The 26,021-nt window shown below is 61.2% G+C and carries 24 protein-coding genes and 4 pseudogenes; 8 read left to right on the forward strand and 20 right to left on the reverse strand.

Annotated elements, in window-relative coordinates; translation table 11 throughout:
* The 4 genes from NKG95_RS22310 to NKG95_RS22325 form a co-directional block, all read right to left on the reverse strand.
* Positions 1-375 (reverse strand): ArdC-like ssDNA-binding domain-containing protein (locus tag NKG95_RS22310; RefSeq protein WP_353042559.1); only part of this gene is annotated, 375 nt, incomplete at its 3' end.
* 487 nt (positions 376-862) lie between these two features.
* Positions 863-1,183: a sunset domain-containing protein gene (locus NKG95_RS22315; RefSeq protein WP_352468497.1), complete on the reverse strand. Its 321-nt coding sequence runs from the start codon at positions 1,181-1,183 to the stop codon at positions 863-865.
* A gap of 58 nt (positions 1,184-1,241) precedes the next feature.
* On the reverse strand, positions 1,242-1,469 hold the full coding sequence (locus NKG95_RS22320; protein WP_353042561.1) for a hypothetical protein: 228 nt from the start codon (positions 1,467-1,469) through the stop codon (positions 1,242-1,244).
* Positions 1,470-1,604: 135 nt separating this feature from the next.
* Positions 1,605-1,856 carry a helix-turn-helix domain-containing protein gene (locus NKG95_RS22325; protein ID WP_023722035.1) on the reverse strand — a complete coding sequence of 84 codons (252 nt, stop codon included), beginning with the start codon at positions 1,854-1,856 and terminating at the stop codon, positions 1,605-1,607.
* Between the two features lie 117 nt (positions 1,857-1,973).
* On the opposite strand from NKG95_RS22325, the gene NKG95_RS22330 reads away from it, so the two are divergent.
* Positions 1,974-2,243, forward strand: coding sequence for a DNA -binding domain-containing protein (locus NKG95_RS22330; RefSeq protein ID WP_023722036.1), 270 nt, complete (start codon positions 1,974-1,976; stop codon positions 2,241-2,243).
* A gap of 95 nt (positions 2,244-2,338) precedes the next feature.
* Here the strand turns inward: NKG95_RS22330 and NKG95_RS22335 are convergent, their stop codons facing one another.
* The 11 genes from NKG95_RS22335 to NKG95_RS22385 form a co-directional block, all read right to left on the reverse strand.
* Positions 2,339-4,246: a putative bifunctional diguanylate cyclase/phosphodiesterase gene (locus NKG95_RS22335; RefSeq protein ID WP_353042563.1), complete on the reverse strand. Its 1,908-nt coding sequence runs from the start codon at positions 4,244-4,246 to the stop codon at positions 2,339-2,341.
* 302 nt (positions 4,247-4,548) lie between these two features.
* Positions 4,549-5,730 carry a 5-demethoxyubiquinol-8 5-hydroxylase UbiM gene (gene ubiM, locus NKG95_RS22340; protein ID WP_353042648.1) on the reverse strand — a complete coding sequence of 394 codons (1,182 nt, stop codon included), beginning with the start codon at positions 5,728-5,730 and terminating at the stop codon, positions 4,549-4,551.
* 422 nt (positions 5,731-6,152) lie between these two features.
* Positions 6,153-6,305, reverse strand: coding sequence for a cbb3-type cytochrome oxidase assembly protein CcoS (ccoS, locus tag NKG95_RS22345; protein ID WP_023679633.1), 153 nt, complete (start codon positions 6,303-6,305; stop codon positions 6,153-6,155).
* Positions 6,302-8,590, reverse strand: coding sequence for a cation-translocating P-type ATPase (locus NKG95_RS22350; protein WP_353042565.1), 2,289 nt, complete (start codon positions 8,588-8,590; stop codon positions 6,302-6,304). Before NKG95_RS22350 ends, ccoS begins: the two co-directional genes overlap by 4 nt.
* Positions 8,587-9,084 (reverse strand): FixH family protein, encoded by a 498-nt coding sequence (locus NKG95_RS22355; protein ID WP_353042567.1) that lies wholly within the window; start codon positions 9,082-9,084, stop codon positions 8,587-8,589. Before NKG95_RS22355 ends, NKG95_RS22350 begins: the two co-directional genes overlap by 4 nt.
* Positions 9,081-10,640, reverse strand: coding sequence for a cytochrome c oxidase accessory protein CcoG (ccoG, locus tag NKG95_RS22360; RefSeq protein WP_352780551.1), 1,560 nt, complete (start codon positions 10,638-10,640; stop codon positions 9,081-9,083). Before ccoG ends, NKG95_RS22355 begins: the two co-directional genes overlap by 4 nt.
* A 131-nt stretch (positions 10,641-10,771) precedes the next feature.
* Entirely contained in the window at positions 10,772-11,635 is an 864-nt protein-coding gene (gene ccoP, locus NKG95_RS22365) for a cytochrome-c oxidase, cbb3-type subunit III (RefSeq protein WP_352780553.1), read from the reverse strand.
* 2 nt (positions 11,636-11,637) lie between these two features.
* The gene (locus NKG95_RS22370; protein WP_352690201.1) at positions 11,638-11,787 is read right to left on the reverse strand and encodes a cbb3-type cytochrome c oxidase subunit 3; all 150 of its coding nucleotides are present in this window, start codon (positions 11,785-11,787) and stop codon (positions 11,638-11,640) included.
* A gap of 11 nt (positions 11,788-11,798) precedes the next feature.
* Positions 11,799-12,530 (reverse strand): cytochrome-c oxidase, cbb3-type subunit II, encoded by a 732-nt coding sequence (gene ccoO / locus NKG95_RS22375; protein ID WP_352780557.1) that lies wholly within the window; start codon positions 12,528-12,530, stop codon positions 11,799-11,801.
* Positions 12,521-14,152 carry a cytochrome-c oxidase, cbb3-type subunit I gene (gene ccoN / locus NKG95_RS22380; RefSeq protein WP_352468490.1) on the reverse strand — a complete coding sequence of 544 codons (1,632 nt, stop codon included), beginning with the start codon at positions 14,150-14,152 and terminating at the stop codon, positions 12,521-12,523. Before ccoN ends, ccoO begins: the two co-directional genes overlap by 10 nt.
* Positions 14,153-14,757: 605 nt before the next feature.
* Positions 14,758-15,504, reverse strand: coding sequence for a Crp/Fnr family transcriptional regulator (locus NKG95_RS22385; protein WP_353042570.1), 747 nt, complete (start codon positions 15,502-15,504; stop codon positions 14,758-14,760).
* Positions 15,505-15,658: 154 nt separating this feature from the next.
* Between NKG95_RS22385 and hemN the strand changes: the two genes are divergently transcribed.
* Positions 15,659-17,008 carry an oxygen-independent coproporphyrinogen III oxidase gene (gene hemN / locus NKG95_RS22390; RefSeq protein ID WP_353042572.1) on the forward strand — a complete coding sequence of 450 codons (1,350 nt, stop codon included), beginning with the start codon at positions 15,659-15,661 and terminating at the stop codon, positions 17,006-17,008.
* Positions 17,009-17,566: 558 nt separating this feature from the next.
* Here hemN and queE read toward each other — a convergent pair.
* The 3 genes and pseudogenes from queE to queC form a co-directional block, all read right to left on the reverse strand.
* Positions 17,567-18,301 (reverse strand): 7-carboxy-7-deazaguanine synthase QueE, encoded by a 735-nt coding sequence (queE, locus tag NKG95_RS22395; RefSeq protein WP_352453860.1) that lies wholly within the window; start codon positions 18,299-18,301, stop codon positions 17,567-17,569.
* The gene (gene queD / locus NKG95_RS22400) at positions 18,298-18,654 is read right to left on the reverse strand and encodes a 6-carboxytetrahydropterin synthase QueD (protein WP_023722053.1); all 357 of its coding nucleotides are present in this window, start codon (positions 18,652-18,654) and stop codon (positions 18,298-18,300) included. The genes queE and queD overlap by 4 nt, the downstream gene beginning before the upstream one ends.
* Positions 18,654-19,351, reverse strand: a pseudogene (gene queC / locus NKG95_RS22405) (7-cyano-7-deazaguanine synthase QueC). Before queC ends, queD begins: the two are co-directional and overlap by 1 nt.
* A gap of 611 nt (positions 19,352-19,962) precedes the next feature.
* Between queC and NKG95_RS22410 the strand changes: the two are divergent.
* The 4 genes and pseudogenes from NKG95_RS22410 to NKG95_RS22425 form a co-directional block, all read left to right on the forward strand.
* Complete coding sequence (locus tag NKG95_RS22410) at positions 19,963-20,352, forward strand: hypothetical protein (RefSeq protein WP_023722055.1); 390 nt, start codon at positions 19,963-19,965, stop codon at positions 20,350-20,352.
* A 32-nt stretch (positions 20,353-20,384) separates the two neighbouring features.
* Complete coding sequence (locus NKG95_RS22415) at positions 20,385-20,513, forward strand: hypothetical protein (protein WP_352593363.1); 129 nt, start codon at positions 20,385-20,387, stop codon at positions 20,511-20,513.
* A gap of 514 nt (positions 20,514-21,027) precedes the next feature.
* Positions 21,028-21,912: pseudogene (locus NKG95_RS22420) on the forward strand (IS1380 family transposase); the annotation flags it as partial.
* A gap of 168 nt (positions 21,913-22,080) precedes the next feature.
* Positions 22,081-22,245, forward strand: a pseudogene (locus tag NKG95_RS22425) (LysR family transcriptional regulator); the annotation flags it as partial.
* Here NKG95_RS22425 and NKG95_RS22430 read toward each other — a convergent pair.
* On the reverse strand, positions 22,232-23,437 hold the full coding sequence (locus NKG95_RS22430; RefSeq protein WP_352453892.1) for a beta-ketoacyl-[acyl-carrier-protein] synthase family protein: 1,206 nt from the start codon (positions 23,435-23,437) through the stop codon (positions 22,232-22,234). The pseudogene NKG95_RS22425 and the gene NKG95_RS22430 overlap by 14 nt on opposite strands.
* On the reverse strand, positions 23,438-23,713 hold the full coding sequence (locus tag NKG95_RS22435; RefSeq protein ID WP_353042575.1) for an acyl carrier protein: 276 nt from the start codon (positions 23,711-23,713) through the stop codon (positions 23,438-23,440).
* A 576-nt stretch (positions 23,714-24,289) separates the two neighbouring features.
* On the opposite strand from NKG95_RS22435, the pseudogene NKG95_RS22440 reads away from it, so the two are divergent.
* A pseudogene (locus NKG95_RS22440) lies at positions 24,290-24,391 on the forward strand (LysR family transcriptional regulator); the annotation flags it as partial.
* Between the two features lie 97 nt (positions 24,392-24,488).
* Complete coding sequence (locus NKG95_RS22445; protein ID WP_353042577.1) at positions 24,489-25,829, forward strand: IS1380 family transposase; 1,341 nt, start codon at positions 24,489-24,491, stop codon at positions 25,827-25,829.
* Positions 25,830-26,021 lie beyond the last annotated feature (192 nt).

A 26,021-nucleotide genomic window follows, 5' to 3' on the forward strand; every position in this document is an offset into this window, starting at 1 on the left:
GCGCTCCTTCTCGTCCTTGGGGACAAAGCGGTCGGCATGCACGATGGTCGTGCCGCGCTCGCCCTTCCTGACATTGCCGCCAAGGACGAGCGCCTGCCGGAAGGTGAGCCAGTTCTGGCTGGGATAGCTGCGCTCGATGACCGCGCCCCACAGGATGAGGATATTGATGCCGGAATAGATGCGCCCCGTAGACGCATTGCTCGGCAGGCCAAGGCCTGCCTTTGCGCTGCCCCATGGCTTGACCCATGGCACGGTGCCGCGCTCCAGCTCGGCAATGATGCGGTCTGTGATCTCCTGATAAAGGCTGGCGCCGGGGCGCCCGCCCTTGCCTGCGCCAGCCTCTCCGCTGGCGGAACGCTTGCTGTTTGCATGCATCGTCTCATCCTCCGCTCGCCAATCGCCGCGCCTTTCCCCGGAAGCGGGGTGGGCGGCGAGTCGCGACCGGAAAGGCCCGCCGTGGTAGGCGGACCGCATCCGAAGGACCGGAACGAAGAGCAGGACCCTGAGCGGCACGCGAAGGGTTGCGGGCTGCCGCGGCGGGCCTAGAAGGGAGTGCCGCCCACCCCGCGCCACCGGGAAAGGCCAACAGACAAACCGCGCCGCCCGCAAGGGCGGCGGCCGTCTCAGCCCGAAGGGCTGCCCACGCCAAGGGGCGAAGCCGAATGGCCGAGACCGCCTGAGCTTGCCGAAGAAAAGCGGGCTCGGTTCACGAGCACCTGGTGCGCGTCGTCAGGCGCGCGGGCGCCCGCCAGGACGGCAGGCTGGACAGATTTTTCGAACGGATCGCGATAAATACTTCAAATGAATGCTGCACCGAAAACATGTGCGATGCAGCATTTTCGCAAGCATTTACCACGGACGCTCAGACCCGAGACTTCCGCCACCCAGCCTTGCGCGCGGCTTCCTCCGAACAAAACCAGCGCTCGCCTTTCAACAGGTTGATGCGCGTCTCCCAGTAATATTCCTGTCCGGGAACATGATAGATGCGCTCGCCCGTGTTGTAGCTGATATTGGCTTTGATGTTGCAGCCGAGAGCGGCAGGGCCGATTTCGAAGGCAAGAAAGCCAGCCAGGATTGTTCCACCAGCAACGATCTTTGCCCACAACGGAACGTCCTTCGAACGATGGCGCTCGCCATACCTGCGACGGTTGTACCGATTGTCTTGATAGCGATGGTTGCCCACGCCCCTTCTCCCCGAAGAGAGAATGCGACGTTTGCAGCCTGGAGTCTATAAGTCTGGTCTAATTCACCGGTCCTGTTCCGAACCATTGAATGAACGGCGCATCCTTACCGGTGATATCCTTCACCGTCTTTAACAGCGCTTCATGGGTGCGTTGGAGAGCCCGGTAATGGCTGCTGCTAGGTGATAGAAGCGGCTGGACGATGCTCTTGTGCAGCCGTTCCGCCTCCGCCAGAAAGCGCTCGATTTCAGCCTGTGAAAGCTGCTTGGAAAGTTTGGTCCTAGCCATTGCGATCTCCGTTGAGGAATCGCCCCACCTAGGATTATCATCCTATATCGGCATGGCTTGGTAAAGACCCACCCGCAGCGGAATGGCAGCTTGCCGAAGAAAAGCACGCTCGGTTCACGGTACCGGCGCGAGCCGTTAGACGCGCAGGCGCCCGTTAGCCCGCAGGCTGGACAGAATCTCGCACGGATCAGCGTCAAGCGCCGCAGTTAAGTCGAGAAACTCGATGACGTCGAGACGCCGCTCTCCACCTTCGTACTTGGCCACGAAGGATTGGGGACGATCAAGCTTCTCGGCCACCTGCGCCTGAGTCAGGCCTTTGGCCTTGCGCAGGGAAACCAGCTGGGCCAGAAACCGCTGGTGGCGGGGCGAGCGAAGAGATTTGGGCATGTAGGCGAACCGGTCGGGTAAAGACCGGATCAGCGACTAATCCCGGTTTCGGATTATCCCATTTTGGGATATGCTGCGGGCGCTCAACAGGCGAGGTTCGCAGGCATGAATCGATCAATGGGAACAGATGAGACTCGAAACTCAACTCTGTGCGACGAAGTCCCCTGGTCGGAGAACCTCACGAGCTACGACAGGGAGCATTTCACGATCTACCTGCGGATCCTGGATGCCTGCGCCGACAATGCCAGCGAAGAGGAGATGGCCGATCTCATTCTAGGCATCGACCCGGCCCTTGAACCGGTCCGCGCCCGCAAGGCTCTTCGCAGCCATATCGACCGGGCGAACTGGATGGTGACGACCGGCTACAAGGAACTGTTCGCCGGCTGACGCACAGCACGGATTGTCATGCTCTTCAAACAAGGAAGTTCAGATACCCCTCACTCATGAGCGCACGGCCGCGAGAGACGGCGCGGCGGGAGCGGTCACAACTGGTTCGCGTGCTGTTTGACTGCCATTTCCAGTGCTTGGCTCAGAGGCACAGCCTTGGAGAACAGGAAGCCTTGAGCGGTTCGGCAGCCAAGCTTGTGCAGGGTTTGCCGATCCGCCTCCGTTTCGACGCCCTCGGCCATGACCTCGATCCCGAGCATGTTACCGAGATCGATGACCGATTTGACAAGCAGTCGGTCCTCTCGGGACTTGGCCAAGCCGCGAATGAAGCCCTGGTCTATTTTCACCTTGCGTATCCGACTGTCCTTGAGCGATGCCAACGTAGAAAAGCCGGTGCCGAAGTCATCGAGCGCGATGGAAATGCCGGCATGTGAAAGCCGTCCGAGCTTTTCATCCACTCTGTCCGGGTCCACCGGGGATTCTTCGGTAATCTCGATCTCGAACATTGTTGCAGGGAGGCCTTTTGCCGCCAGACCATCCAAAACCATGTCGTCGATATCGCCGGCTTCCAGTTCGCGCGGCGAAACATTCATCGCCACGCGGAGATCACGACAGTCAGCTTTCACCAAACCGTCGATAAAAGCACAACAGTCGGCGAATACGGTTTGCGTCAGCAGCTGAAGCATTCCGGTTTCGCGTGCAGCTGTGATGATTTCGGGTGGAGAGATGGCACCATGAGTGGGATGGGACCACCTCAGCAAGGCTTCAAAACCGACCACGGCCTCGGTGTCGAGTTTCACGATCGGCTGGAACCAAGGTTGCAAGCTTCTCGTCTTTATCGCCGAATGAAGGTCCCGTTCGACGGACTGGCGGCGTTGCAGTTCCCTGTCGAGTTCGGCATCGAACAGGCAAAATTCGTTCCTGCCACGACGCTTGGCCGTATAAAGGGCGATATCCGCCCGCAACAACATTTCGGTCAGGCCCGGGCTTTCCGCCAGGTATATTCCTATCGATGCCCCGACACGGACGGACGCGACCTCGATATAGGGTCGGGCAATTTTGGCTATGATATTGGAGGCGAGATCACTGGCAGAAAGCGAAACCCTCGTTGAGGGAAAAAACAGCACGAATTCATCGCCGCCGATACGAGCGAGCGTTGAGCCTTCCGGTGCTTCCTCCTCTATGCGGCGGGCGATCCTGACAAGCAGTTCATCACCGGTCCTGTGACCGTAGGTATCGTTGACGGATTTGAACCCGTCCAGATCAACCAGCATTGCCACGAAGGGGCCATCCGCGGTCTCGAAACGTCCGATTGCGTCTTCGAGGCCACGCCTGTTGAGAAGGGCCGTCAGGTGGTCCTGCCTGGAACTGGCCTTCATCTCCGCCGCAAGCCGCTCGGCCTCATGCCTCAGGCGGCTCGCTTCGCGGAACCGTGCTTGCCCAACAAACGAAGCTCGAACCAAGCCGCCCATGAAGAGCAGAACGGTAAAAGCCAGAATGTAGTCTTCAAAATTGCCTTTCGCCAAAAGGCAAGCCACCGTGATGAGGAGCGGAGGTGTGATGAAGTTGGTCGCCGCCGCGGCATACGAACTGCCGTATGTAACCGCACCAGCGGAAATGCCCGCCAGAATGACCAGATGCAGCGGTGCTTGAGGTGTCGTGTATCCAACAGTCAGGACGGCCAGGAAGGACCAGGCAAACCCTGCCAGAAGAGCAAGGATGCCAAACCAGCGAAGCCGCGGCAAAACCCCCACTAAACCGTCATGGCGCCCCGTTTCCTTTAGCTGATAACGCGCGAGTGCAAGGCGGGCGGCATTTATCGCATTGACGACCAGGAACCAGATTGCAGCGGCAAAGCCGCTGCCAGAAAGGGCGTGCACCGCCCAAATCAGGCCTGACAGGATACCGCTTATCGGCATCGACACGAAGAGGCCGGTCCTCAGGTCAGCAAGCTGATCCTGACGGATTTTGGCCTCCAGCGTGTCTACTATCTTCGGGGCCATGGACGGACCAGCTTGCTCCCATCGTTGTTCGCGAGGACAAGCTTACGCAGGCCCACTGAAGGACGGGTTAACTATCCAGCGGGGGTAACCAGTGCGCTCACCATGTCTTCGGGGCGCACGTCTGCTCTTGGCCTTGCCGTCTGACCATCGAGCTCTTGCCCGCAGGCGTGCCTTGATCGGAATCATCCCAGGATCGGCAACGTCACCATGGAAGCAGCCCTGCCAACGGTATCAACGCGCCCGGCGAGACAAAAGGAAGCCGGGCCGAGATAGCGTTCCAGAGCGGCAGCGCTGCCTGCGATTCACCGCCTGAGCATGGCCGAAATGCCATGGCGGATAAAGGGAAGATATTGGGCAAAGCGAAGCCCTGCATGTCTTGCAAGCCGTGCCGCCGGGTGCTCGCCTGAGTAGAGAGCGACAAGCGCATTCGTAGCATGATAGAGCGGTGCCGCCGACAGACGCAGCCGGCCTTCGTATCTGCCGAGTATGTCGGGATCAGCAATGTCGCGGCGCTCGCGACATGCCGCCAGGATTCTATCGGCGAGTTGCTTCTGGCCACTGAGGCCGATGTTGAAGCCATGCGCGGTCACCGGGTGCATGCCGAGGGCAGCATCGCCGATCAGTGCCGCACTCGGAGCCCAGAACTTGTGCGCCCAGGTCGTGACCAGCGGATAGGCATGGCGGGTGCTTGCCAAGGTCATCTCTCCGAGGCGTCCTCGACACCGGCTCGTCGATTCCATGAGGAACAAATCGTCGTCGAGAGCAAGCAGTCTGTCGGCCTCGCTTGAGCGCAAAGTGAGAAGCAGCGACGACACGCCTTCCATGAGCGGCAACATCGCTATCGTCTGATGGTGATCGAACCATTCGACCGCGATCTGGTGATGGGCGCGCTCGTGCCTCACCCGGCAAATCAGCATGGAGTTGCCAAGCCGATTGATGTCGGCGCCAATGCCGAGCAGGTCGCGCGTCGCGGACAAACGCGAATCCGCTGCAACGAGCAGCCGAGCGGCCAATTGCCTGCCATCAGAGAGCGTTATGACTGCTTCTTTGTGGCTGGTTGTTGCATTGACGACTGAGCGGCCGCACAGCAGCTGGGCATGATCCTGGAAGTGGACAAGTTTGAACAGGGCGTCGCGGATGCGACAATTTGGGACCAGAATTCCGAGTGGTTCCCCAGATCCGCTGGGAGAATCGAAGCTCAGGGCGAAAGGGCTCGATCCGTTGAGCACGCGCGCGCCTTGTAGCGGTGATTTGTCCGAAGCGGGGATGGCATCCCAGGCGCCGAGCTCGCGAAGGATTCCAACCGATGCGTGGGTCAGCGCGATCTCGCGACCGTCGAAAGCCGGATTCGCCAGGCTTTCGAGCGACTGCCGTTCAACCACTGCCACCTTGAGTCGGCTCTGGGCAAGCGATGCGGCGAAGGAAAGTCCGACCGGCCCGGCTCCGACGACAATAACGTCGAATCTATCGACAGAGCCGGCCATCAGCGTGCGGCCATTGCGTCGGCTATCTGCGACGAAGGGCACTGGAACGCATCGCAATCGATCCACGGTTTGCGGCTCATCTCCCCAAGCGTCTCCACGCGACCTAACCGTCCGTTAGACATCCGTTCTCCGTTCAAAAATGCTCAATAAACCATGCCTATGAAGAGATAACCCTGATGTGGATCAACCAGGCTCGATAAACGCGGCAACGGCGGGTTCACGGTCGACTGGTCGATCGCCACGCCATGGTCTGGTCAGGTCATCATGGAATGGCCGGCCTCCCGTTCGGTGCGGCCCTTTCCTGGCCGAAAGTTCGGCAACGTATTCTGGCTGATCCGTTCGCACCCGTCGCGCGCCGAAATCGGCATGACGCGAAGCAACCGCGGAAAATATTCGAGCGAGTCGTCGCAGGGCAGGCTGGGTCAGCTGCGTGGCTCGTCGCGGTCGATCAGGATCCGCTCGGCGGCGCCATCGAGATCTTCATATTGGCCGCTCCTCAAGGCCCACAGGAACCCGGCCAGCCCAAGCGCTCCGAGGAACAGGGCCACAGGTATGAGGTAGGCGAGCGTCGTCATGAGGATTGTGCCAGTGCGCCAATGTCGGAGTGCCTGTCATGTCGGGCATCTTGCACCGATGCATTTGACACGAAACCTTGCAAGCGTAGCGCATTGCCGATGACCAGGAGGGACGAGGCGGACATCGCGACCGCCGCGATCAGTGGCGTAACGTGCCCCAGAATGGCGACCGGCACGGCGATGCCATTGTAAACGATCGCGATGGCGATGTTCTGCCGGATCAGCCGTCCGGCCTTCCGCGAAATGTCTAAAGCAAGTGGGACCGCCAGAAGACTTTTACGCAGGAACACGAAATCCGCGGCGTTGCGACCGATATCCGCCGCCGTGGCCGGAGCGATCGAAACGTGTGCGGCGCCCAATGCAGGCGTGTCGTTGAGCCCATCGCCGACCATCAGCACCTTGTGGCCAGTTCGCGTCAATGCTTCGATGTGTTCGACCTTCCCGGAGGGAAGCAACGCGGGAACGAAGCGCTCGACGCCCAGTGCTTCCGCGACTTCGCCGCAGGCAGCTTCTGTGTCGCCCGACAGCATCTCCACCGACACGCCGGCGCCGTTCAGTTGCTCGATGGCCGCCTTGGCATCGGCACGCAGCTCATCCTCGAAATCGAAAGTCGCGACAATGACCCCGTCCTTCGTCAGAACGGTTCCGCCATAGCCTTGTTTGCCTTCGCCGCCGGTCCGAGCTTTCCACTCACGCCATCCGCGGCGACCCAGCCGCCAGGTACTGCCCTCGGCGATGGCTTCGATGCCGAAGCCCGGATGCTCGCTGACGGACGCGAGTTTCGGCTGGCCGGCAAAGGCTGCATTGCCAGCGATTGCCTTCGAAAAGGGATGGCGGGAATGCGCTGCCATCTCGGCCGCCATGGCGAGCATCGTCGGATCGATGGACGGCGCATTGATCAGCCTGGGCAGTCCGAGCGTAATCGTGCCGGTTTTGTCGAACAATGCCGTGTCGATCCCGGCCAGGCGCTCCATGGCGGAGCCGTCCCTGACCATGACGCCGCTTTCAAACAGCCGCCGCGCAGCGACCACCTGCACGATCGGCACGGCGAGACCGAGCGCGCACGGGCATGTAATGATCAAAACGGCGATCGCGATTGTTATTGCCCGGTGCCAGTCGCCGGTCGCCGCCATCCAGCCGAGGAACGTCACAAGGGCGGTGAGGTGGACCACGGGGGCGTAGAGCGCGGAGACGCGATCGGCGATCCTGCGATGGCGGGCGCGGCCGCCCTCTGCCGCTTCCATCAGCCGAACCATTTCGGCCAGGAAGGAATCCTTCGCGGCGGCCGTCGCCTCGATGGTCAGCGGACCGGTGAGATTGAGTGTACCGGCCTGGACCTGCGCCCCCGGGCCCACCGTTCTGGGCGTGCTTTCGCCGGAAACCAGGGAACAGTCGAGATCCGACGCCCCGCCAATGATCCTGCCGTCGATGGGCATCCTCTCGCCGGCCGCGATCAAGAGCTCCATTCCTGATTCGATCTCGCCAACCGGCAAGTAGTCGCGCGAACCATCCTCGCGCAGCACCATGGCGCCGCGCGCCGCCAGCCGAGCCAGTCCGTTTACGGCCGTCCGAGCCCGTTCCCGCATCACGTGATCCAGCGTGCGGCCGATCAGCAGAAAGAACAGCAGCGACACCGACGCGTCGAAATAAGCATGGTCGCCATGGTTGATCGTCTCGTAGAGGCTCATGGCGTAAGCGAGCGATACCCCGACCGCGATCGGCACGTCCATGTTCATGCGGCTGTGGCGCAGCGCATTCCAGGCCGAGCGAAAATAGATGCCGCCGGCGAAAGCGAGCGCAGGAATGGCAATCAAGGCCGAGACCCAATGGAACAGGTCGCGGGTCGCGCCTTGCGCGCCGGACCAGACGGAGATTGATAGCAGCATGATGTTGCCCGCCGCAAAGCCGGCGACCGCGACGGCGCGGATCAGTTCCGAGAGCGCCTTGTCCTTCCCGTCAGCCTCGGGATCGAACAGGTGCGCGCCATAGCCCAGCCGTCCAAGTGTGGCGACGAATGGCGGAACCTCGTCGCCGCGCCACCGGACCGAAACACGTTTCGTCGAAAGATTGACACGAGCGCCTTCGACCCGATCCAGCTTGCCGATCGCCGTCTCGATCGTCTGGATGCAGGCGGCACAATGCACGGCCGGCACCGAGAGGTCGGTCTGGCGAAGATTTTCGCCAATCGAGCGGCTCGCCAGTCTGATTTCCTGGCTAGAAGGCCGGACGAGTGCGACCTTGTCCAGGTCCAGCGCCATTTCGGCGCCTGGCGCGCAGCAGCTCATTGCAGCGCTCCATCGGAGATCATGATCCTGCGCACGTCGCGGAAAGGTCTTGCCAGACCGGCATCGGCGTCGATGTCGACGATCCACACACCGTCCCTTGGGATGTGCTGCAGTACAAACTCCTGGCCCGAGGCGGCGGCGAGCGTGATGGACTCATCTTCTTTCTCGTAGGCGGGATGGCGAAACAGCACTTTGACGCCATGCAAGGGAACCGCCTTGCCGGCGGCGTCGGTGACGCCATAGCGGACCTCACCGCCTGCGATGGTCAGTTTGCCAGTCCAGCCGAGGGCTGCCTGAGCTCGCCCTTGCTCGGCCTTTTTGTTGAATTGCTGGCTCGCCACATAGGTGTTTTCGACGACAAGGCCGGTCCAGCTCGTGTTGGCGAGCGTCGCCATGGTCAGATTGACCGCTATGACCACGCCGAAGAAGCCAAGGATGGTGAACAGCATATGCCTGCCGGTGAATTCGCGGGATTGTCGCGAGGTGTCGCTCATCTGGCGATCTCCGGTGCGTTGAAAGTGGCCGTGTATTCGTCCGACTCGAACGTTGCCTTGTTTTCGACCCGGAACTTGAAGCTTTGCGCTGCACCCCGAACCTGATCTGCCGGCTGACGCACGAAAACCTTGAGCATCTTCAGCCGGTCGGGTTCGACCGGGATGGCGAAGGAGCGATCCGCCGGCAGGTCGATGCCGACAACGCTCATTTCGGCTCCATGCAGGCCCTGCATCGTGACAATGATCGTTCTTGGTTCGGGGATCATGTTGAGCAGCTTGACGATGTAGCCGTTGCGGATCGAACCGTCGGACAGCGTCACGAACTGCGGGTTGCGATCGTGCAGGACATTCAATTCGAGCCGTTCGCGGGTCAGCAGCGAATAGAGCAGCGCGAGACCGACTGCCGACCAGGCGCCCATGTAGATGAAGGTGCGCGGGCGAAAGATCTTGCGGATATGGAAACGGGCCACCTTGTCGGAGAACAGGCCGTCAGCGCTCCTGACCAGTGACGGGTTGACTGAACCGGAGCCGCCCGGGGTCGCCAGCATCATGTTGGCGTTGTAGTCGGCCAGCGTCGCATAGGAAATCAGTCCGCGCTCCCTGCCGAGCTTGTCCATGATACCGTCACAGGTATCGATGCAGAGCGCGCAGGTGATGCATTCAAGCTGCTGGCCATCACGAATGTCTATCCCCATCGGGCACACCGCGACACAGGCATTGCAGTCGACGCAGTCGCCGACGGGCTGCCCGGCGGCAAGGACCCTCTTGGCGTGACGCGAGCGCGGTTCGCCGCGCCAGTCATTATAGGTGACGGTGAGGGAATTCTCGTCGAGCATGGCCGCCTGGATGCGCGGCCATGGGCACATGTAGGTGCAGACCTGCTCGCGCATCAGCCCGCCGAACGTATAGGTCGTCGCCGTCAGCACGGGCACGGTGATGTAGGCAACGGGGGCGGCGGTGCCGGTGAAGAGTTCCCCAAGCAGCGTCGGCGCATCGGCGAAATAGAAGATCCAGGCGCCGCCGGTCAGCACCCCTATGACCAGCCAAATGGCGTGTTTCGATGTTCGCACCACGAGTTTGCGCGCAGTCCAGGGACCGGCATCGAGCTTGACGCGCGCGTTGCGGTCGCCCTCGATGGCTCGCTCGACGACCAGAAACAGATCGACCCACACGGTCTGCGGGCACGTATAGCCGCACCAGGCCCGGCCGACGGTGGATGTGATCAGGAAAAGGCCGATACCGGCCATGACCAGCAGGCCGGCGACGTAGTAGAATTCCTGCGGCCATATCTCGATGAAGAAGAAGTAGAAGCGGCGGTTGGCAAGATCGACCAGCACGGCCTGGTCCGGGGCAAATGGCCCGCGATCCCACCGCAGCCAGGGCGTCAGGTAGTAGATCCCCAGCGTGATTGCCATCACCGACCACTTGAAGCGGCGGAAACTGCCAGAGGCCCGGTTCGGGAAGATCTTCTTGCGTGCGGCATAGAGCGGCTGACGGGTCTTGGCGGAGTTGACCGCATCGGCTTCGAGCCGTTCTATTTGCGTGTTATCGAGCACGAGAAGCTCCAGTCACCAGCGACGATTTTGCCGGAAGCCCAACCCATCGGTTTCTGGATGATGCCGAGGCCCGGCTCGCGCCGGGCCTCGTCGCTTGGCGGTGGGGGGAGGACGAGAATAGGCTTGCGTACCTATTCTCCGCCACCAAGCGAATGGATATAGACCGCGAGTTCCTTGGCCTTGATCTCGCCGAGACGCCCGATCCAGGCCGGCATGACGCCGTGCTTCGGCGCGCGGACCTGCGCGGCGATGGCTGTTTCGCCAGACCCGTAAAGCCAGATCGCGTCGGTCAGGTCGGGTGCGCCGAGCTCCCTGTTGCCCTTTGCATTCTCGCCATGACAGGCCGCACAATTCTCGGCGAAAACATTGGCGCCGAGTTCGATCTGGCTTGTGTCCTGAACAGGATCGGAGAGGCTTGCGACATAGGCGCCGACCTGCTTGATCTGATCCGTCGTGATGATGTCACCAAAAGCAGGCATTTCCGACAGGCGCGTATCCGGGTCTGATGCGAAGCGGATGCCGTGCGCAATCGTTTGCTGGATCTGTTCGGCGTTGCCACCCCACAGCCAATCGTCGTCGTTTAGGTTGGGAAAACCCTTGGACCCTTGAGCGCCCGAGCCATGGCACTGCACGCAATTGACCTTGAACGCGGCGCCACCTGCGGCGACGGCGAATTCGCGTAGCGTATCGTCGGCAGTAATCTCGGAGACGGTCTTCGCCTGAATGGCAGCGACAAATTTACCCTTGGCCACTTCGGCCGCCGCCAGTTCATTCTTGACGTCTCTGCGGCTCGAATACCCCAGCACACCCCTGGTCGCGGAAGTCAGCATCGGCCATGCCGGATAGACGACGGTGTAGCCGATCGCCCAGGCAATGGTGATGTAGAAGGTGATGACCCACCAGCGCGGAAGCGGGTTGTTGAGTTCCTTGATGCCGTCCCACTCATGGCCGGTCGTCGAGATACCCGAAACCTCGTCGATATGCTCGCTGCCCATGATCAGTCGTCCTTGAGAGGAATGTGAGCGGCTCTCTCGGCTTGCCTGCGGCTGCCGGGGCGAAGTGCAAAGGCAACGCATCCGACGAAGAAAAGCGCCATGGCAAGCAGGCCCCAGCTGTCGGCAAACTCCCGCATGAAATTGTAGGTCATCGCCATTCTCCTCAGCGGTAGCCGGCGGCTTCGTCATAAGTCCTGAAATCGACCAGCGTGCCGAGCATCTGGAGATAGGCGACCAGCGCATCCATTTCGGTGACCTGCTGCGGATCGCCGTCGAAGTCCCCAACCTTGGCTTTCGGATAGCGTCTCTCCAGGCCCGATGTGTCGGCATTCGCATCGGCCTGCGCCATGAGATCGGCATTGGCATGAGCGATCATGTCGTCTGAATAGGGCACACCGACACGGCTGTTGGCGATCAGATGCGTCGAGAAATTCTTCACCTCGATTGGCATGTCCTTCAGAAACGCGTAGCTCGGCATGATCGATTCCGGCACCACGGAGCGTGGTTCGGTGAGATGCTGGACATGCCATGCGTTGGAGTAGCGGTCGCCGACCCGGGCGAGATCCGGCCCCGTGCGCTTCGAGCCCCACTGGAACGGGTGGTCGTACATCGACTCGGCCGCCAGGCTATAGTGGCCGTAGCGCTCGACTTCGTCGCGGAATGGCCTGATCATCTGGCTGTGGCAGAGGTAGCAGCCCTCGCGCACATAGATGTTGCGCCCGGCGAGCTCGAGCGGCGAATAGGGCCGCATGCCTTCGACCTTCTCGATGGTGTTGTCGAGATAGAAGAGCGGTGCGATCTCGACGATGCCGCCGACCGTTACGACCAGCAGGGACCCGAGGAGAAGCAGTGTGGCGTTCTTCTCGATGACCGCGTGTCTGTCCATCAAGCCCATTTTCTGGCTCCTGATCGCACAGGCTGGAGGGCGGGGATGGAGCGCGGCATCGGATCCTCCTCGCGCCGGTAGCCGAGGATGGTCATGGCGATGTTCCAGGCCATGATGAGGGCGCCCGACAGATACATCGCGCCGCCGATGGCACGCATGATGTAGTAGGGATGCATGGCTGCGACGGTTTCGGCGAAGGAGTAGACCAGGAAGCCCTGCTCGTTGTATTCGCGCCACATAAGGCCCTGCATGACGCCGGAGACCCACATCACCGCGGCGTAAACGACGATCCCAAGCGTCGCCAGCCAGAAGTGCCAGTTGACGAGCCGCAGCGAATAAAGCCGGTCGCGGTTCCATAACTTCGGGACCATGAAATAGATCGCGCCGAACGAGATCATGCCGACCCATCCGAGCGCGCCCGAATGGACGTGACCGATGGTCCAGTCGGTGTAGTGCGAGAGCGAGTTGACGGCCTTGATTGACATCATCGGGCCTTCGAAGGTCGACATGCCGTAGAAGGCGATGGCCATGACCATCATGCGGATGATCGGGTCGGTGCGCAGCTTGTCCCAGGCGCCCGAGAGCGTCATCAGGCCGTTTATCATGCCACCCCATGACGGCATCCAGAGCATGATGGAGAACACCATGCCGAGCGTCTGGGCCCAGTCCGGCAGGGCGGTGTAGTGGAGGTGGTGCGGACCGGCCCAGATGTAGAGAAAGATCAAAGCCCAGAAGTGGATGATCGACAGCCGGTAGGAATAGACGGGTCGGTTGGCCTGCTTGGGAACGAAATAATACATCATGCCGAGGAAGCCGGCGGTGAGGAAGAAGCCGACGGCATTGTGGCCGTACCACCATTGCGTCAGGGCGTCCTGTACGCCGGAGAAGGCTGAATAGCTCTTGGAGCCCAGGAAGGAGACCGGCATCGACAGGTTGTTGATCACATGCAGCATTGCGATGGTCACGATGAAGGCAAGGTAGAACCAGTTGGCGACATAGATGTGCGGTTCCTTGCGCTTTAGGATCGTGCCGAGGAACAGGATGAGATAGGCGACCCAGACAATGGTCAGCCACAGGTCCACATACCATTCGGGCTCGGCGTATTCGCGGCTCTCGGTTATGCCGAGCAGGTAGCCGGTCGCCGCCATGACGATGAAGAGCTGGTAGCCCCAGAACACGAACCAGCCGAGATCGCCGCCGAACAGCCGAGCGCGGCAGGTGCGCTGGACGACATACAGCGACGTGCAGAGCAGCGCATTGCCGCCGAAGGCGAAGACGACGCCCGACGTATGCAATGGCCGTAAACGGCCGAAATTGAACCAGGGCTGGATGTTGAGATCCGGGTAGGCGAGCTGCAGGGCGATGACCACGCCGACCAGCATGCCGACGACGCCCCAGAATACGGTGGCGATGGCACCGTAGCGGATCGGCCCATCCATGTAAGCGGCGGGGTCGATCGGAACTGCCGGCTTGAACTCCGTGTTGCGCAACAGAATCGCCGTGAAGCCAGCCACGGCGAAGAACAAAACCCACATATGCCGCCGAAAAGGTTCATCTACGCCGAAGCCGGCAGCCACCAGGGCCGCAAACGCAAACAGGCTTAGAAGGACGATCTCTGTGCCGAATTTCATCGCAAGCCCCGATTTCCGATTCCGGCGGGCGCCAAACCGCAGTGCCTTATTGCGCAGCCGTGGCCTGCTCGCCCTGATCCATGTCAGAGCCGCACGATTTTGCTTCGAGCAGGATCGAGTTCGGTGCGATCAGACTGTGGAGATCGAATGTGGAAGCGCGGCACCGGCCGCCACGCTTATGGACAGGCCCGGCGTCCCAGGTCGGGCCGGGTTTGGAGGCGATCGCGGGCGTGTGGGAAGCGCGCCTTCTGTGACGCTGGAAAGTAGGCCGATGCCTTGCCGAACGTCGATCGTTTCAATGCCTTGGGACAGCCAGCGCCAGCGTTGCGCTAACTTCGTGACATACATGGTTCGGGGAGACGGCGATTTTCCCCTGCGTATGAGGCGTATTGACTTCGGCCGAGTGCGATCCTGCCTGGAACAGCCGGTTGCACGTCGAGCACGTCGAGGATGGATGCTTCGCCGACGAGTTGGCCGAAACGCACCTGGCTCATGCGATCGGATCGAGAGCGGGCTGTCGCTATGCGACTTCTTCTAACGCCCAACGCGAGCATGCCCTGCCCCGAACGAAGTAAGTGACGTAGGCCATGCAGCTTCGGTGTCATTCAAACGGCGGTTGCGCCTCGGCCGCCGCAGCGCCGTTCCAGCCGGCTCATGCTGTCCACGGTGATACGGCGGTTGTTCTCGATCCGAATCACGCCGTCCATTCTCAGGCTGGTCAGCTGACGGCTCACGGTCTCGTTTGTAATTCCAAGGAAATCAGAGATGTCGGCACGCGTCATCGGCAGCTCGAAGCACGCCGACCTGGCCGCCGGGTCAACACTGGAACCGATGTTCCGGGCGATCATGAGGAGAAAGCTCGCCACCTTCTCCGGTGCGGTCTTGCGCCCCAGAGTCACCATCCATTCGCGTGCCTCGTCGAGTTCGTTCAGCGCCTGCTTGAACAGGCGATGCACAAATTCCGGTGATTCATTCATCAACCGTTCGATGGCCGCTCTCGGAAACGAGCATAGCGAGACAGCTGTTGCCGCTTCCGCATTGATCGCGCTTTTCATCTTGAAGGGCCGTCCCAGAAAATCCGGCGCGAACTGGAGACCGACGATCTGCTGGCGGCCGTCCGAAAGGCTCTTCGTGAGCTTCACCACGCCTGAAAGCACGTTTGAATAACAGTCGACCGCCTCGGCGTCGCCGATCAGTTCGACCCCCGGCTCGATATTGTGCCGCGACGACGTCTTGGCGAGCTGAGCCAAATGGTCTGGTTCGAGCGCACCACAGACACCGCGGTGCCGTGCCTCGCAAGACAGGCAAAGAACGGGAATGCCGGAACTGTGAATGTCCTGCCGTAATGTCATTCGATCGCTCTACCGGTCCAGTGCGGGCAGGATAGCAATCGACGGTAGAAAAATCCTTGCGGCAGTTTGTCCGTGCTGAACGTTGATCGAAATCAGGGCTTAGGCTCATCCAAGCGTCCACAGTTCCGGCGACGCAAACACGGTGGACCACGACATGCGACTGCAGCTAGCTGCCAGACTTGGCGAGAACGTCCCGCGCTATACCAGTTATCCGACAGCGCCGCATTTTCATACCGGCATTGATGCTGCAATTTGTCGTGGCTGGCTGCAGGCGCTCAACGATGGCGATGAGATCTCGCTCTATCTGCACATCCCGTATTGCGACAAGCTTTGCTGGTTCTGCGCTTGCCATACCAAGCAGACACGCCACTACGAACCAGTGACCACATATCTGCGCTCACTGCATGCCGAGATCGCAACCGTCTCCAGTCTTGTCGCAGGCAAGGGCCGCGTGCGTGCCGTCCATTTCGGCGGCGGTTCGCCAACGATGCTCAAACCGGAGGATCTGGTGGCGCTGGGAACCGTCCTGCGCAACAGCTTCACGTTTCTCCCCGGTGCAAAGATCAGCGTCGAGATCGAACCCAACGATATGGACGATGCCCGCCTCGATGCACTTGCCGAAATCGGCATGACAAGGGCGAGCCTCGGCGTCCAGGATTTCGACCCGAAGGTGCAGAAAGCGATCAACCGCGAGCAGAGCTTTCTGCAGACCAAGACGGTTGTTGATGGCGTTCGTTCGCGCGGCGTCGAATCCGTCAATCTCGATCTGCTCTACGGCCTGCCGCATCAGACCAGGGAGAGCGTCGCCTCCACGGTTGCACAGGCACTGACCCTGGAACCGGATCGGATCGCGCTTTTTGGCTACGCCCATGTGCCGTGGTTCAAGAAACATCAGACGATGATCGACGAGGCCTGGTTGCCGGGTCCGGCGGAGCGGTTTGCCCAATCGCAATTGGCGGCGCGGGCGATCGTGGACCAGGGATACGAAGCAATCGGCCTCGACCATTTCGCCAAACCGGGCGATGCCCTGGCGCTTGCCGCCCGCGCCGGAACACTGCACCGGAACTTCCAAGGCTATACCGAGGACCGCTGCGAGACCTTGATCGGCCTCGGCCCATCGTCCATCAGCCAGTTTCGCCAGGGCTATGCACAGAATATGCCTTCGACCGCCGAGTATGGACGCATGGTTGCTGATGGCGGGCTGGCCGCTGTTCGGGGTATCGCGCTTTCCGACGACGACCGTGTTCGCGGCTGGATCATCGAGCGATTGATGTGTGACTTCGCCTTCTCGGCGATTGAGCTGGTGGAGCGCTTTGGCGAAGCCGGCCAAAGACTTCTCCTCAAGGCGAGTTCCACGGCCCTCCAAGATCCTGCGCGGTTGCTTGAACTTGATGGTGACCGCTTCGTCGTGCCTGCGGAAAGCCGGCCCTTTGTCAGGAGCATCGCGGCAAAGTTCGACAAATATTTCGAAAGTGGAACGGCCAGGCACTCAGCGGCAGTCTGAGCACCGCAGAGGAACGGTCATGGTTCTCAGTCGATCGTGGACCGATTGCGCTACATTTTTCACTGTTGATCGGCGACCGTCGTGTCGAGACAGGATTCGGAGCGGACCAGACGCGTCTTGGCATAGCGACGATATCGTCCGGTCGTGCCTTCCGGCGCCGTATTCCATTTCGCAGTCCCTGAAGCGCCACGTCGAGTCCGGCCTCTTTTCTGTATCGGAAGCAGTCGACAATCGTCCTGGCCAGATCATGGTTGTCGGCCGACAGCTCCCTTCGGCCTTGCAACAAGAAACCGCAAGGACCGTGCCAGCTGCAGCAGGCGCCGCCGAATCGCACCACCATACTATCCACCCGTGGCTCGCACTAACCTTTGATTGGTTCGCGCCAGGCCGACGCCCGTCGAAACCGAGCCTCGGCAACAATCCGAGTCGTAAGCGGCTGGCCACGCTCTTGGTGCCGGTGGCAGAAGTCCGCAAGCATCCCGGCAGCGCCGTAAAGCTTGGGACAACCCGTCCACCCGAATATCCGCCGGCGCAGTTTCAGTGAAAAACGGGCCTAGGCTAGACGGCTCTCTTGTTACCCCAGAGCATAACGTGCAGCTGCGGCAGCACGCGGGCTTCGAACCACCTGTCGCGGGTCACGCTATCAACCAGCCACTCCATGCGCTTCAATATTCCGTCAAGGTCGACAGGCGCGTCTTCATTTGCGGGGCGTGGCGGCGTGTGATTGCCGGGTTGCAGATAGATCGGAAGTCGCGGAAATCTCGCAGCGGCGTCTTTCGCGTAGGCGTAGTCCCTTTCGTCGAAAACAATGAGCTTGAGCACGACTTGCGGCCTGCCTTGTGCCGCCTGGAGGCACGCCTCGAAAGCGGCCCAATCGGTCGTCATTTGGCTTGACGGCGGCTTTGGGCTGAGGACTAGCACGTCAAGGTCGGCAAACCAGTCCCTGGCCACCGAACCTTGGGTTTCCAGCGCAAAACGGTAACCTTCACCATGGCCTCGCTCGATGAGCGCGCCGAGCGGCTGGATGGCCGGATTGCCGCCTGACAGCGACACCATCAGCGGGCGGCCACCGGAAAGCGCAAGCACGTTTTGCCACACCGCGCCAATGGACATCATCTCCCATTCATGGCGGAATTGATTGTCCACCGCATGCAGGCTGTCGCACCAGGAACAGCGATAGTCACACCCGCCGGTTCTGACGAAGACCGTCGGCAAACCGATGAGCACGCCCTCGCCCTGGATCGTCGGCCCGAAAATCTCACTCACGCGGATTGCGGGATGCGTATCGGTCATGGCCGGTATTCCGCCCAGGTTTTCGGTGTTTCGCTCACCCGCACGGCCGAGGTTTCGCGCAGGCGTGCCTTGCACCATTCATAAAAATGTCTGGCCAGATATTCCGCCGTGACTTGCTCATGTCCCAGCACGTCGTTGAGATGTCGATGGTCGAAGCTCTCGTCGATGTAGCGTTTGAATGGCGCCAAATCGTGATAGTCGCGCACGAAGCCGTTGTCGTTCAGTCCATTCGCTGAAAGCTCCACTTCAACGATGTAGTTATGCCCGTGCAGGCGCGCGCATTGGTGATCGGGTGGCAACGAGGTGAGCTGATGCGAGGCTGAGAAGTGGAATTCCTTGGTGATGCGGAACATTACGCGGTCCTCCTGCGCAGCGCATCGAGCCAGAAGTCGGAGTCCTCGTAGTCGGTGGGGTCCGGCTGCCCAGAGAGATGAAACGCCTCGCGCCGCTCGACGCAGGTCCCGCACCTCCCGCAGTGACGCTCGGCGCCCTTGTAGCAGGACCAGGTCTGCGCAACGGCGTGCCGTATGCTGCTCCATTCCTAACAATGTCCGCCTTCGTGAGATTCACATAGGGTGCATAAATGCGAATCTCCGCGTAGCCGTCGAGCGCGTGGTCCTGCATCATCTGGAAAGCGTCGATGAAGGCCGGACGGCAGTCGGGATAAATGAAATGATCCCCACCATGCACGGCCGTCGCCACCGCCTCAGCGCCGTGCGCTGCGGCGAAGCCGAAGGCAATGGCCAACATGATGGCGTTCCGGTTCGGCACCACCGTCACCTTCATCGTGTCTTCGGCGTAGTGCCCGTCGGGCACGTCCACATTATCGGTCAGCGCGGAGCCGGAAAGGCCGCCGCCGATCTCGTGGATGTCGATGATGCGGTGCGGGACGCTCAGTCGCTCCGCGCAAAGGGCGGCGAAGCCCAATTCCTTCCTATGCCGTTGGCCGTAATCGAAAGATAGGAGGCCGGCGAGTTCGTGCTCCGCTGCCACCTTGTGAGCAAGGGTAACGGAGTCCAATCCGCCGGAGCAGACGACGAGAGTCTTCATTTTTGGGTCCTTGTTTTAACCGGGTAGGCTGCGACCGGAGATTTCTCTGCGCTCCCAGTACTTCAGGAAATCCATTTTGTGAAGTGAACGGGGGACGAGTTTCATGCGCTGACGTGCAGCTGTGTGCAAGGCGCCCTCGCGGTGAGCCTGCAAGGAACACTGACTAGCGAAACGTCACGCTTCAGCGGAATGCTCAAAGGCGAGCGCACCAGAATAAGCTCTGCAGGAGGTCCGGACCTTCGTAAACAAAGTTCTCGACGATCAAGCGCCCGGCGGTCCCGAGCTTCGAGGGACGCCACCGCGAGGGTTTCAGGTACTAGACGGCCCAAGGATGGGCTTGCCGCAAACAACGGACTTACCAGTGGGATGTTCAGCGACGCCGATGCAGATGTCTGGAATGATCACGACATCAATTGTCGCGGCAACTTTGGCCGGCCTGCTCCTCGGGTTCCGTAGATCCAGCGCATTCCGCTTCAGGATCGGTTCGAACCGGAGCACTCCCTCGGTCAATGGACGTCCGGCAACAACCTGAATGATCGGTCGTGAGCCGACATCTGTGAACAAGCGGTGTGGTCGATTGCTATCACCCATGTGTTGCGCGCAGGTACCTTATGGCAGTGGATGAACTGGATTTGATGGTTTTACAGCTGGCGGTCGAAAGCGTCCGCTCGCTCTCCTTAAGCTTCGCTGAAAAGGCCGCCGAGGTAGCCACCAGGAGCCGCGGCATCCTGCTTTTCGACGTGCGGGTCGACGGTGATGCGGGGGTCCAGCGGGTCGCAGCCATCCGATATCAGGGCGACCAGATCGGCGTGCTGGCGTTGGACAGACAGGGCCTTGTTACCCACCATTGCATCGTCAACGGTACGTTCTCACATTTCATTGCGCCCTTGGAGAACTGGCACAGCATGCCCCTGTCGATGCAGGCCAAGATCGATGCCAACGGCCATGCCAGTCTCTTCCTAGGGGCCTTGCGAAATGCCGGACATTTGCTGGGCAGCTAGCATTTGGCCAGAATGCATCTGTGAATTTTTGCATGCGCATCGCTGCCGACAGCGCCGGCATGATTGTCGTGCTCGAAAACGGCTGCGGCGATCGCGGCAAAGCGATCGCCGCGATGATGGCGATCCACGCGTGGGCGTTGCATCGATGCGCGATCGTTTAGACAGAGGTCTCCGCCTGGCATCGAGCAACATGCACGGAGGTACGCAAAGCGCAAATGCATCAAGTATTTGAAGGGACGAGCCCCTCGCGCAAATGGAGCTTGCGCTGCCGTTGTCGTCCCATCGTGCCGCCGAACTCGGGGGCGTGACGATCGACCACGATGGCCTATTTTTTTGCAAAGCCGAATGTCCCGATTCCGAAGCCAAGGAAAAAACTCCGACCCCAGCGAAGAATAGTAACAACACGGGCGACGCAAGCCGCCTTGCCCTCTAGCAGGGGAGGTGCTTGCGGTGCTCTCACCGACACAAGATCGCAAATGGCACGTGGGTGAGCACCAGAACTGGCGACACGCATGGTGATCGGCTTGACTCGCTGGAGGAAGCACAAGGCCTCAGTGGGCGGAGGCGCCAGCGACGGTCGAATACTGGCTGGCTGCTCGGGATCTGATCGTTGAAATGACGTAGGATTTGGTTGCTTAAGCCGATCCGAACCATTTCCCGGAGACCACACCCACCATGAACGATCTTGCGCTGCCGCTGAGCGGTTTGTCATCAGTCGGCGGCAAGTCCGTCGTCGCCCGTTTCGACGGCGGCATGCTGTCGTCCAACAGCGGCGTTCTGGCCTTGGCCGAGGTGGAAAAGCGGTTGCGGGTGGCCGAGCGTCTGGCGCGTTGCATCGACGATCCGCGCTGCCCGGACCAGGTCGTCCACAGCCTGGCGGACATGATCGGCTTTCGCATGAAGATGATCGCCGCCGGCTACGAGGACGGCAACGACGCCAACCGGCTGCGCCGCGATCCGGTCTTCAAGATGGCCCAGGATGCGCTGCCGTCGGGTCGGGATCTGGCGTCGCAATCGACGCTGTGCCGGCTGGAGAACCTACCCGGCGTGCGGGAGCTGGTCGCGATGGGACGGGCGATGGTCGATCTCTATTGCGCCTCGTTCCGGCAGGTGCCGAAGCGGATCGTACTCGACATTGACGACACCTTCGACGCTGTGCACGGAGGCCAACAGCTTCGCCTGTTCAATGCCCACCATGACGAGTACGGCTTCCAGCCGATCGTCGTGTTCGATGGTGCGGGACGGTTCGTCAGCGCGATCCTGCGACCGGCCAAGCGGCCGAGTGGGGCTGAGATCCGCCCCCACCTGCGCCGTCTGGTGCGGGCGATCCGGATCAACTGGCCGAACATTCGAATCCTGCTCCGCGGCGATAGCCATTATTGCAACCCGCAGGTCATCGACTGGTGCCGCGCCAACGACGTCGACTTCATCTTTGGCCTCGCGCCCACCACGACCCTGCGCAAGCATGTCGCGGATCTGGAGGCCAGCACGACGGCGCGCTTCGAAGCGTCGGCCAAGACAGGCAAGGTCCGCAGGTTCAAGGAGTTCGTTGACGGCGCCCGCGGCGCGGCCGGGCCGGCAGCACTCAGGCGACTATAACGGGCGCAGAGCCGACCCTGCGGCTTCCAGACATTGTCGTGTACAGCTTCAGACCCTCAAGCCGAGCCCGCAGGGCCTCGCTTACCTTTTACGGGGCGGCGGTACGTCCAAGCCGCTTCAACAGTTAAGAATTTCGCAAAGACGATACCCCCGGATCGTCGAGCTTCCGCTGCCACTTCCCGCATTCGCCGAGGCGGTCAATGACCCGCCCTTCACAATAGTTATCCGGCAAGCATCTGGATGCGAGAGATAATGTTGCCGGAGGCATCTCTCATGGCTTCTACACCTGCCTGAACGCCAGAACCGCGTTCGTGCCGCCAAAGGCGAAGGAGTTGCTCAGTGCCACGCGCACCTTGCGCTCGCGTGCCACATTGGGCGTGACGTCGAGATCGCAATCGGGGTCCAGCTCACGATAATTGGCAGTCGGCGGCACGACGCTCTCGCGGATAGCCATCACGCAGGCGATCAACTCGAGCGCGCCGGACGCGCCGAGGCAATGCGCGTGCATGGACTTGGTAGAAGAAATGGACATTGAGAAGGCGTGCTGACCGAAGACGCGCTTGATCGCCGCCGTCTCGATCTGGTCGTTGGCCTTGGTGCCGGTGCCGTGCGCGTTGAGATAGTCGACATCCTCGGCGTCCAGCCTGGCATCGGCAAGGCAGGCCCGCATTGCTGCCTCCGGCCCCTCGACAGTCGGCGCGACGATGTCGGACGCATCGGCGGAAAGGCCGGCACCGGCAATTTCGGCAAGGATGGTGGCGCCCCGAGCCAGGGCATGCTCGTAGCTTTCCAGCACCGCCATGCCGGCGCCTTCACCAAGCGACAGGCCCTGGCGATCGGCCGAGAATGGCCGGCAAGTATCGGGCGAAAGCACGCGGATCGCTTCCCATGCCTTCAGCACACCCCATATGAGCGGCGCTTCGCTGCCGCCGGCAAGCATCACGTCGGCCCGGCCGAGCCTGATCTGGTCCACCGCGCAGGCAATCGCATGGTTTGCCGAGGAACAGGCGGACGTGACGCCGAAGACCGGCCCGCGCAGGCCGAGACTCATGCTGACCTGGCCGGCAGCGGCACCCGGCATCGCCTTGGGTACAGTCAAGAGAGCGGCACGCTTACCGCCCAGAAGGATGGCGCGGTAGGTTTGCTCGATCGCATCCCACCCGCAGCCGCCAACGCCCACCGTCGCACCGAAGCGATAGCTATTTCCCTCTTTGGAGGAAAGTCCGGCCTGACGCATGGCTTCGCGCGCCGCAAGCACAGCGAGCAGGCTGAAGCGGTCCATGGAGATGAGTTGCTTGCCGTCGATGTCATGCTCCGGCAGCGCCTTGATCTCGGCACCGATCCTGACCCTCAATTCATGGAGCTCGGAGTTGACGATTGGGCCGATGGCGGAGCGGCCTTCTCGCATCTCTGTCCAAATGGCGGCGGCGTTGGTCCCAAGCCCGCAAATACCGCCAATCCCAGTAATCACGACGCGCCTGTCCATTCACACCCCCTTAGCGAGCAAGCTGCGCACGGCTTCCACCATGTCCCCAACATTCTGGAGATCCGACCATGCCTCGGCCGTATTCATCTCGATCTCGATGCCGTAGGCCTGCTCCAGGTCCCAGAGAACGTCCGCCAATCCCAGTGAATCGATACCGAGCGAAGTCAGTCCCGTGGCAGCCGTTATCTCGCCGCCTGTGGCAGGCGCTATGCCGCCCTGCGACGCGGCGCGCTTCTTGATCACGGCGATTATTTCGTTGGCGAGTTGATCTGCCATCTTGTTCCTTTCCAGCTTGCGTTTTCGGCGTCGTTCAAAACCCGAGTCGCGTCGCGTTGCCAAAATTGCCCCTCATAGAGCCTGTGCGACCGAACCAAGCCCAATGCCCATAGGAACCGGACGAGTTCCGGCTTCTGCGGCGTCAGCCCGATGACGAAGAAAAGTCGCCGGCCTCTCGCTTTTGCGCCAGCACATCATGAATCTGCGTGTAAATGGATAGGAACCGTCGTCAAACGTCAGCTAAACGCTGCGACGGTGGGTGCTGTCAGCGTATTCACTCGGCACCTCATATGTAATCGAGATGTTTCATAGCTCCGGACCAGTTGCGATCAACTATTGTACCGGTCCGCCATTCGTCGGAGAGTTCAACATGATCGGAGCGCTGCCTCTCATTCCCAGTACAATCTCCACCGCACGCGACAGATTTCCTCTTTTGGGCTCTTCTCAAGGGACTCGCCACGCGATAGAGGCAGTGATCGGCGCACGTGAGGTCCTGCCAAGTCCATGCGACATTCCGGAAAATTGGTAAAATCGTTTGTTTCAATCAAATGCATCCACGCTATGGATAGCTAAGACATGCGTTTCAAAGGGCTCGATCTGAATCTTCTCGTCGTTCTCGACGCGCTGCTGAGCGAGCGCGGCCTCACGGCGGCGGCACGCCGCATCAACCTAACCAAATTCATGGGGGTTGGTGGATGTGGCGCAAGCCGTTGAAATGACGTAGGATTTGGTTGCTTAAGCCGATCCGAACCATTTCCCGGAGACCACACCCACCATGAACGATCTTGCGCTGCCGCTGAGCGGTTTGTCATCAGTCGGCGGCAAGTCCGTCGTCGCCCGTTTCGACGGCGGCATGCTGTCGTCCAACAGCGGCGTTCTGGCCTTGGCCGAGGTGGAAAAGCGGTTGCGGGTGGCCGAGCGTCTGGCGCGTTGCATCGACGATCCGCGCTGCCCGGACCAGGTCGTCCACAGCCTGGCGGACATGATCGGCTTTCGCATGAAGATGATCGCCGCCGGCTACGAGGACGGCAACGACGCCAACCGGCTGCGCCGCGATCCGGTCTTCAAGATGGCCCAGGATGCGCTGCCGTCGGGTCGGGATCTGGCGTCGCAATCGACGCTGTGCCGGCTGGAGAACCTACCCGGCGTGCGGGAGCTGGTCGCGATGGGACGGGCGATGGTCGATCTCTATTGCGCCTCGTTCCGGCAGGTGCCGAAGCGGATCGTACTCGACATTGACGACACCTTCGACGCTGTGCACGGAGGCCAACAGCTTCGCCTGTTCAATGCCCACCATGACGAGTACGGCTTCCAGCCGATCGTCGTGTTCGATGGTGCGGGACGGTTCGTCAGCGCGATCCTGCGACCGGCCAAGCGGCCGAGTGGGGCTGAGATCCGCCCCCACCTGCGCCGTCTGGTGCGGGCGATCCGGATCAACTGGCCGAACATTCGAATCCTGCTCCGCGGCGATAGCCATTATTGCAACCCGCAGGTCATCGACTGGTGCCGCGCCAACGACGTCGACTTCATCTTTGGCCTCGCGCCCACCACGACCCTGCGCAAGCATGTCGCGGATCTGGAGGCCAGCACGACGGCGCGCTTCGAAGCGTCGGCCAAGACAGGCAAGGTCCGCAGGTTCAAGGAGTTCGTTGACGGCGCCGCTAGTTGGAGCCGCGTCGAGCGCATCATCGCGCGGGTCGAGGTCGGCGCCCAAGGTGGCGATATCCGCTTCGTCGTCACCAACCTTGCCGGTGGGAAGGCCAAGGCGCTCTACGAGGATGTCTACTGCCGGCGCGGCGCGGCCGAGAACCACATCAAGTCGTGGAAGACGCATCTTGCCGCCGACCGCACATCCTGCACCAGAGCGACGGCCAACCAGTTCCGGCTATTCCTGCATGCCGGTGCTTACTGGTTGATGTGGGGCTTGCGGGCCGCGATGCCGAGGCGCTCGAGCTTTGCCGTCGCCCAATTCGACACGCTGCGATTGCGCCTCATCAAAATCGCTGCGCGGGTGGTCGAGATGAAATCGCAAATCCGCCTGCACCTGCCGACATCGTGCCCCGACCAGCGCATCCTGCGCATCGTCCTCGATCGCATCCCCCAACTCGCGACATAACGATGGGGGCAGACGCCCCGAAACGAACCCGTCGACCGCAACCTGCAAACCCCCGCCTGCCATCACGACGGAGCAATCCCGGCGCCTGACGAGGCGCGTGGAAAAGCACCGCAACGGCGACCACAACGTCGCTTCAGGCCTTCAAAAGCTTATCGCCGTGCATCAAGGCGGCTAGAAGCGCGCCGGCAGCCT

Source organism: Mesorhizobium sp. M1423 (assembly GCF_040317575.1).
Lineage (GTDB): Bacteria > Pseudomonadota > Alphaproteobacteria > Rhizobiales > Rhizobiaceae > Mesorhizobium.

What these genes read in the sequence shown, in the direction of transcription:
- NKG95_RS22320 (WP_353042561.1), bottom strand. Translation starts at nt 1,469, where the DNA reads ATGGCTAGGACCAAACTTTCCAAGCAGCTTTCACAGGCTGAAATCGAG.
- NKG95_RS22325 (WP_023722035.1), bottom strand. Translation starts at nt 1,856, where the DNA reads ATGCCCAAATCTCTTCGCTCGCCCCGCCACCAGCGGTTTCTGGCCCAG.
- NKG95_RS22330 (WP_023722036.1), top strand. Translation starts at nt 1,974, where the DNA reads ATGGGAACAGATGAGACTCGAAACTCAACTCTGTGCGACGAAGTCCCC.
- NKG95_RS22335 (WP_353042563.1), bottom strand. Translation starts at nt 4,246, where the DNA reads ATGGCCCCGAAGATAGTAGACACGCTGGAGGCCAAAATCCGTCAGGAT.
- ubiM (WP_353042648.1), bottom strand. Translation starts at nt 5,730, where the DNA reads ATGGCCGGCTCTGTCGATAGATTCGACGTTATTGTCGTCGGAGCCGGG.
- ccoS (WP_023679633.1), bottom strand. Translation starts at nt 6,305, where the DNA reads ATGACGACGCTCGCCTACCTCATACCTGTGGCCCTGTTCCTCGGAGCG.
- NKG95_RS22350 (WP_353042565.1), bottom strand. Translation starts at nt 8,590, where the DNA reads ATGAGCTGCTGCGCGCCAGGCGCCGAAATGGCGCTGGACCTGGACAAG.
- NKG95_RS22355 (WP_353042567.1), bottom strand. Translation starts at nt 9,084, where the DNA reads ATGAGCGACACCTCGCGACAATCCCGCGAATTCACCGGCAGGCATATG.
- ccoP (WP_352780553.1), bottom strand. Translation starts at nt 11,635, where the DNA reads ATGGGCAGCGAGCATATCGACGAGGTTTCGGGTATCTCGACGACCGGC.
- NKG95_RS22370 (WP_352690201.1), bottom strand. Translation starts at nt 11,787, where the DNA reads ATGACCTACAATTTCATGCGGGAGTTTGCCGACAGCTGGGGCCTGCTT.
- ccoO (WP_352780557.1), bottom strand. Translation starts at nt 12,530, where the DNA reads ATGGGCTTGATGGACAGACACGCGGTCATCGAGAAGAACGCCACACTG.
- ccoN (WP_352468490.1), bottom strand. Translation starts at nt 14,152, where the DNA reads ATGAAATTCGGCACAGAGATCGTCCTTCTAAGCCTGTTTGCGTTTGCG.
- NKG95_RS22385 (WP_353042570.1), bottom strand. Translation starts at nt 15,504, where the DNA reads ATGACATTACGGCAGGACATTCACAGTTCCGGCATTCCCGTTCTTTGC.
- hemN (WP_353042572.1), top strand. Translation starts at nt 15,659, where the DNA reads ATGCGACTGCAGCTAGCTGCCAGACTTGGCGAGAACGTCCCGCGCTAT.
- queE (WP_352453860.1), bottom strand. Translation starts at nt 18,301, where the DNA reads ATGACCGATACGCATCCCGCAATCCGCGTGAGTGAGATTTTCGGGCCG.
- queD (WP_023722053.1), bottom strand. Translation starts at nt 18,654, where the DNA reads ATGTTCCGCATCACCAAGGAATTCCACTTCTCAGCCTCGCATCAGCTC.
- NKG95_RS22410 (WP_023722055.1), top strand. Translation starts at nt 19,963, where the DNA reads ATGGCAGTGGATGAACTGGATTTGATGGTTTTACAGCTGGCGGTCGAA.
- NKG95_RS22415 (WP_352593363.1), top strand. Translation starts at nt 20,385, where the DNA reads ATGCGCATCGCTGCCGACAGCGCCGGCATGATTGTCGTGCTCGAAAAC.
- NKG95_RS22430 (WP_352453892.1), bottom strand. Translation starts at nt 23,437, where the DNA reads ATGGACAGGCGCGTCGTGATTACTGGGATTGGCGGTATTTGCGGGCTT.
- NKG95_RS22435 (WP_353042575.1), bottom strand. Translation starts at nt 23,713, where the DNA reads ATGGCAGATCAACTCGCCAACGAAATAATCGCCGTGATCAAGAAGCGC.
- NKG95_RS22445 (WP_353042577.1), top strand. Translation starts at nt 24,489, where the DNA reads ATGAACGATCTTGCGCTGCCGCTGAGCGGTTTGTCATCAGTCGGCGGC.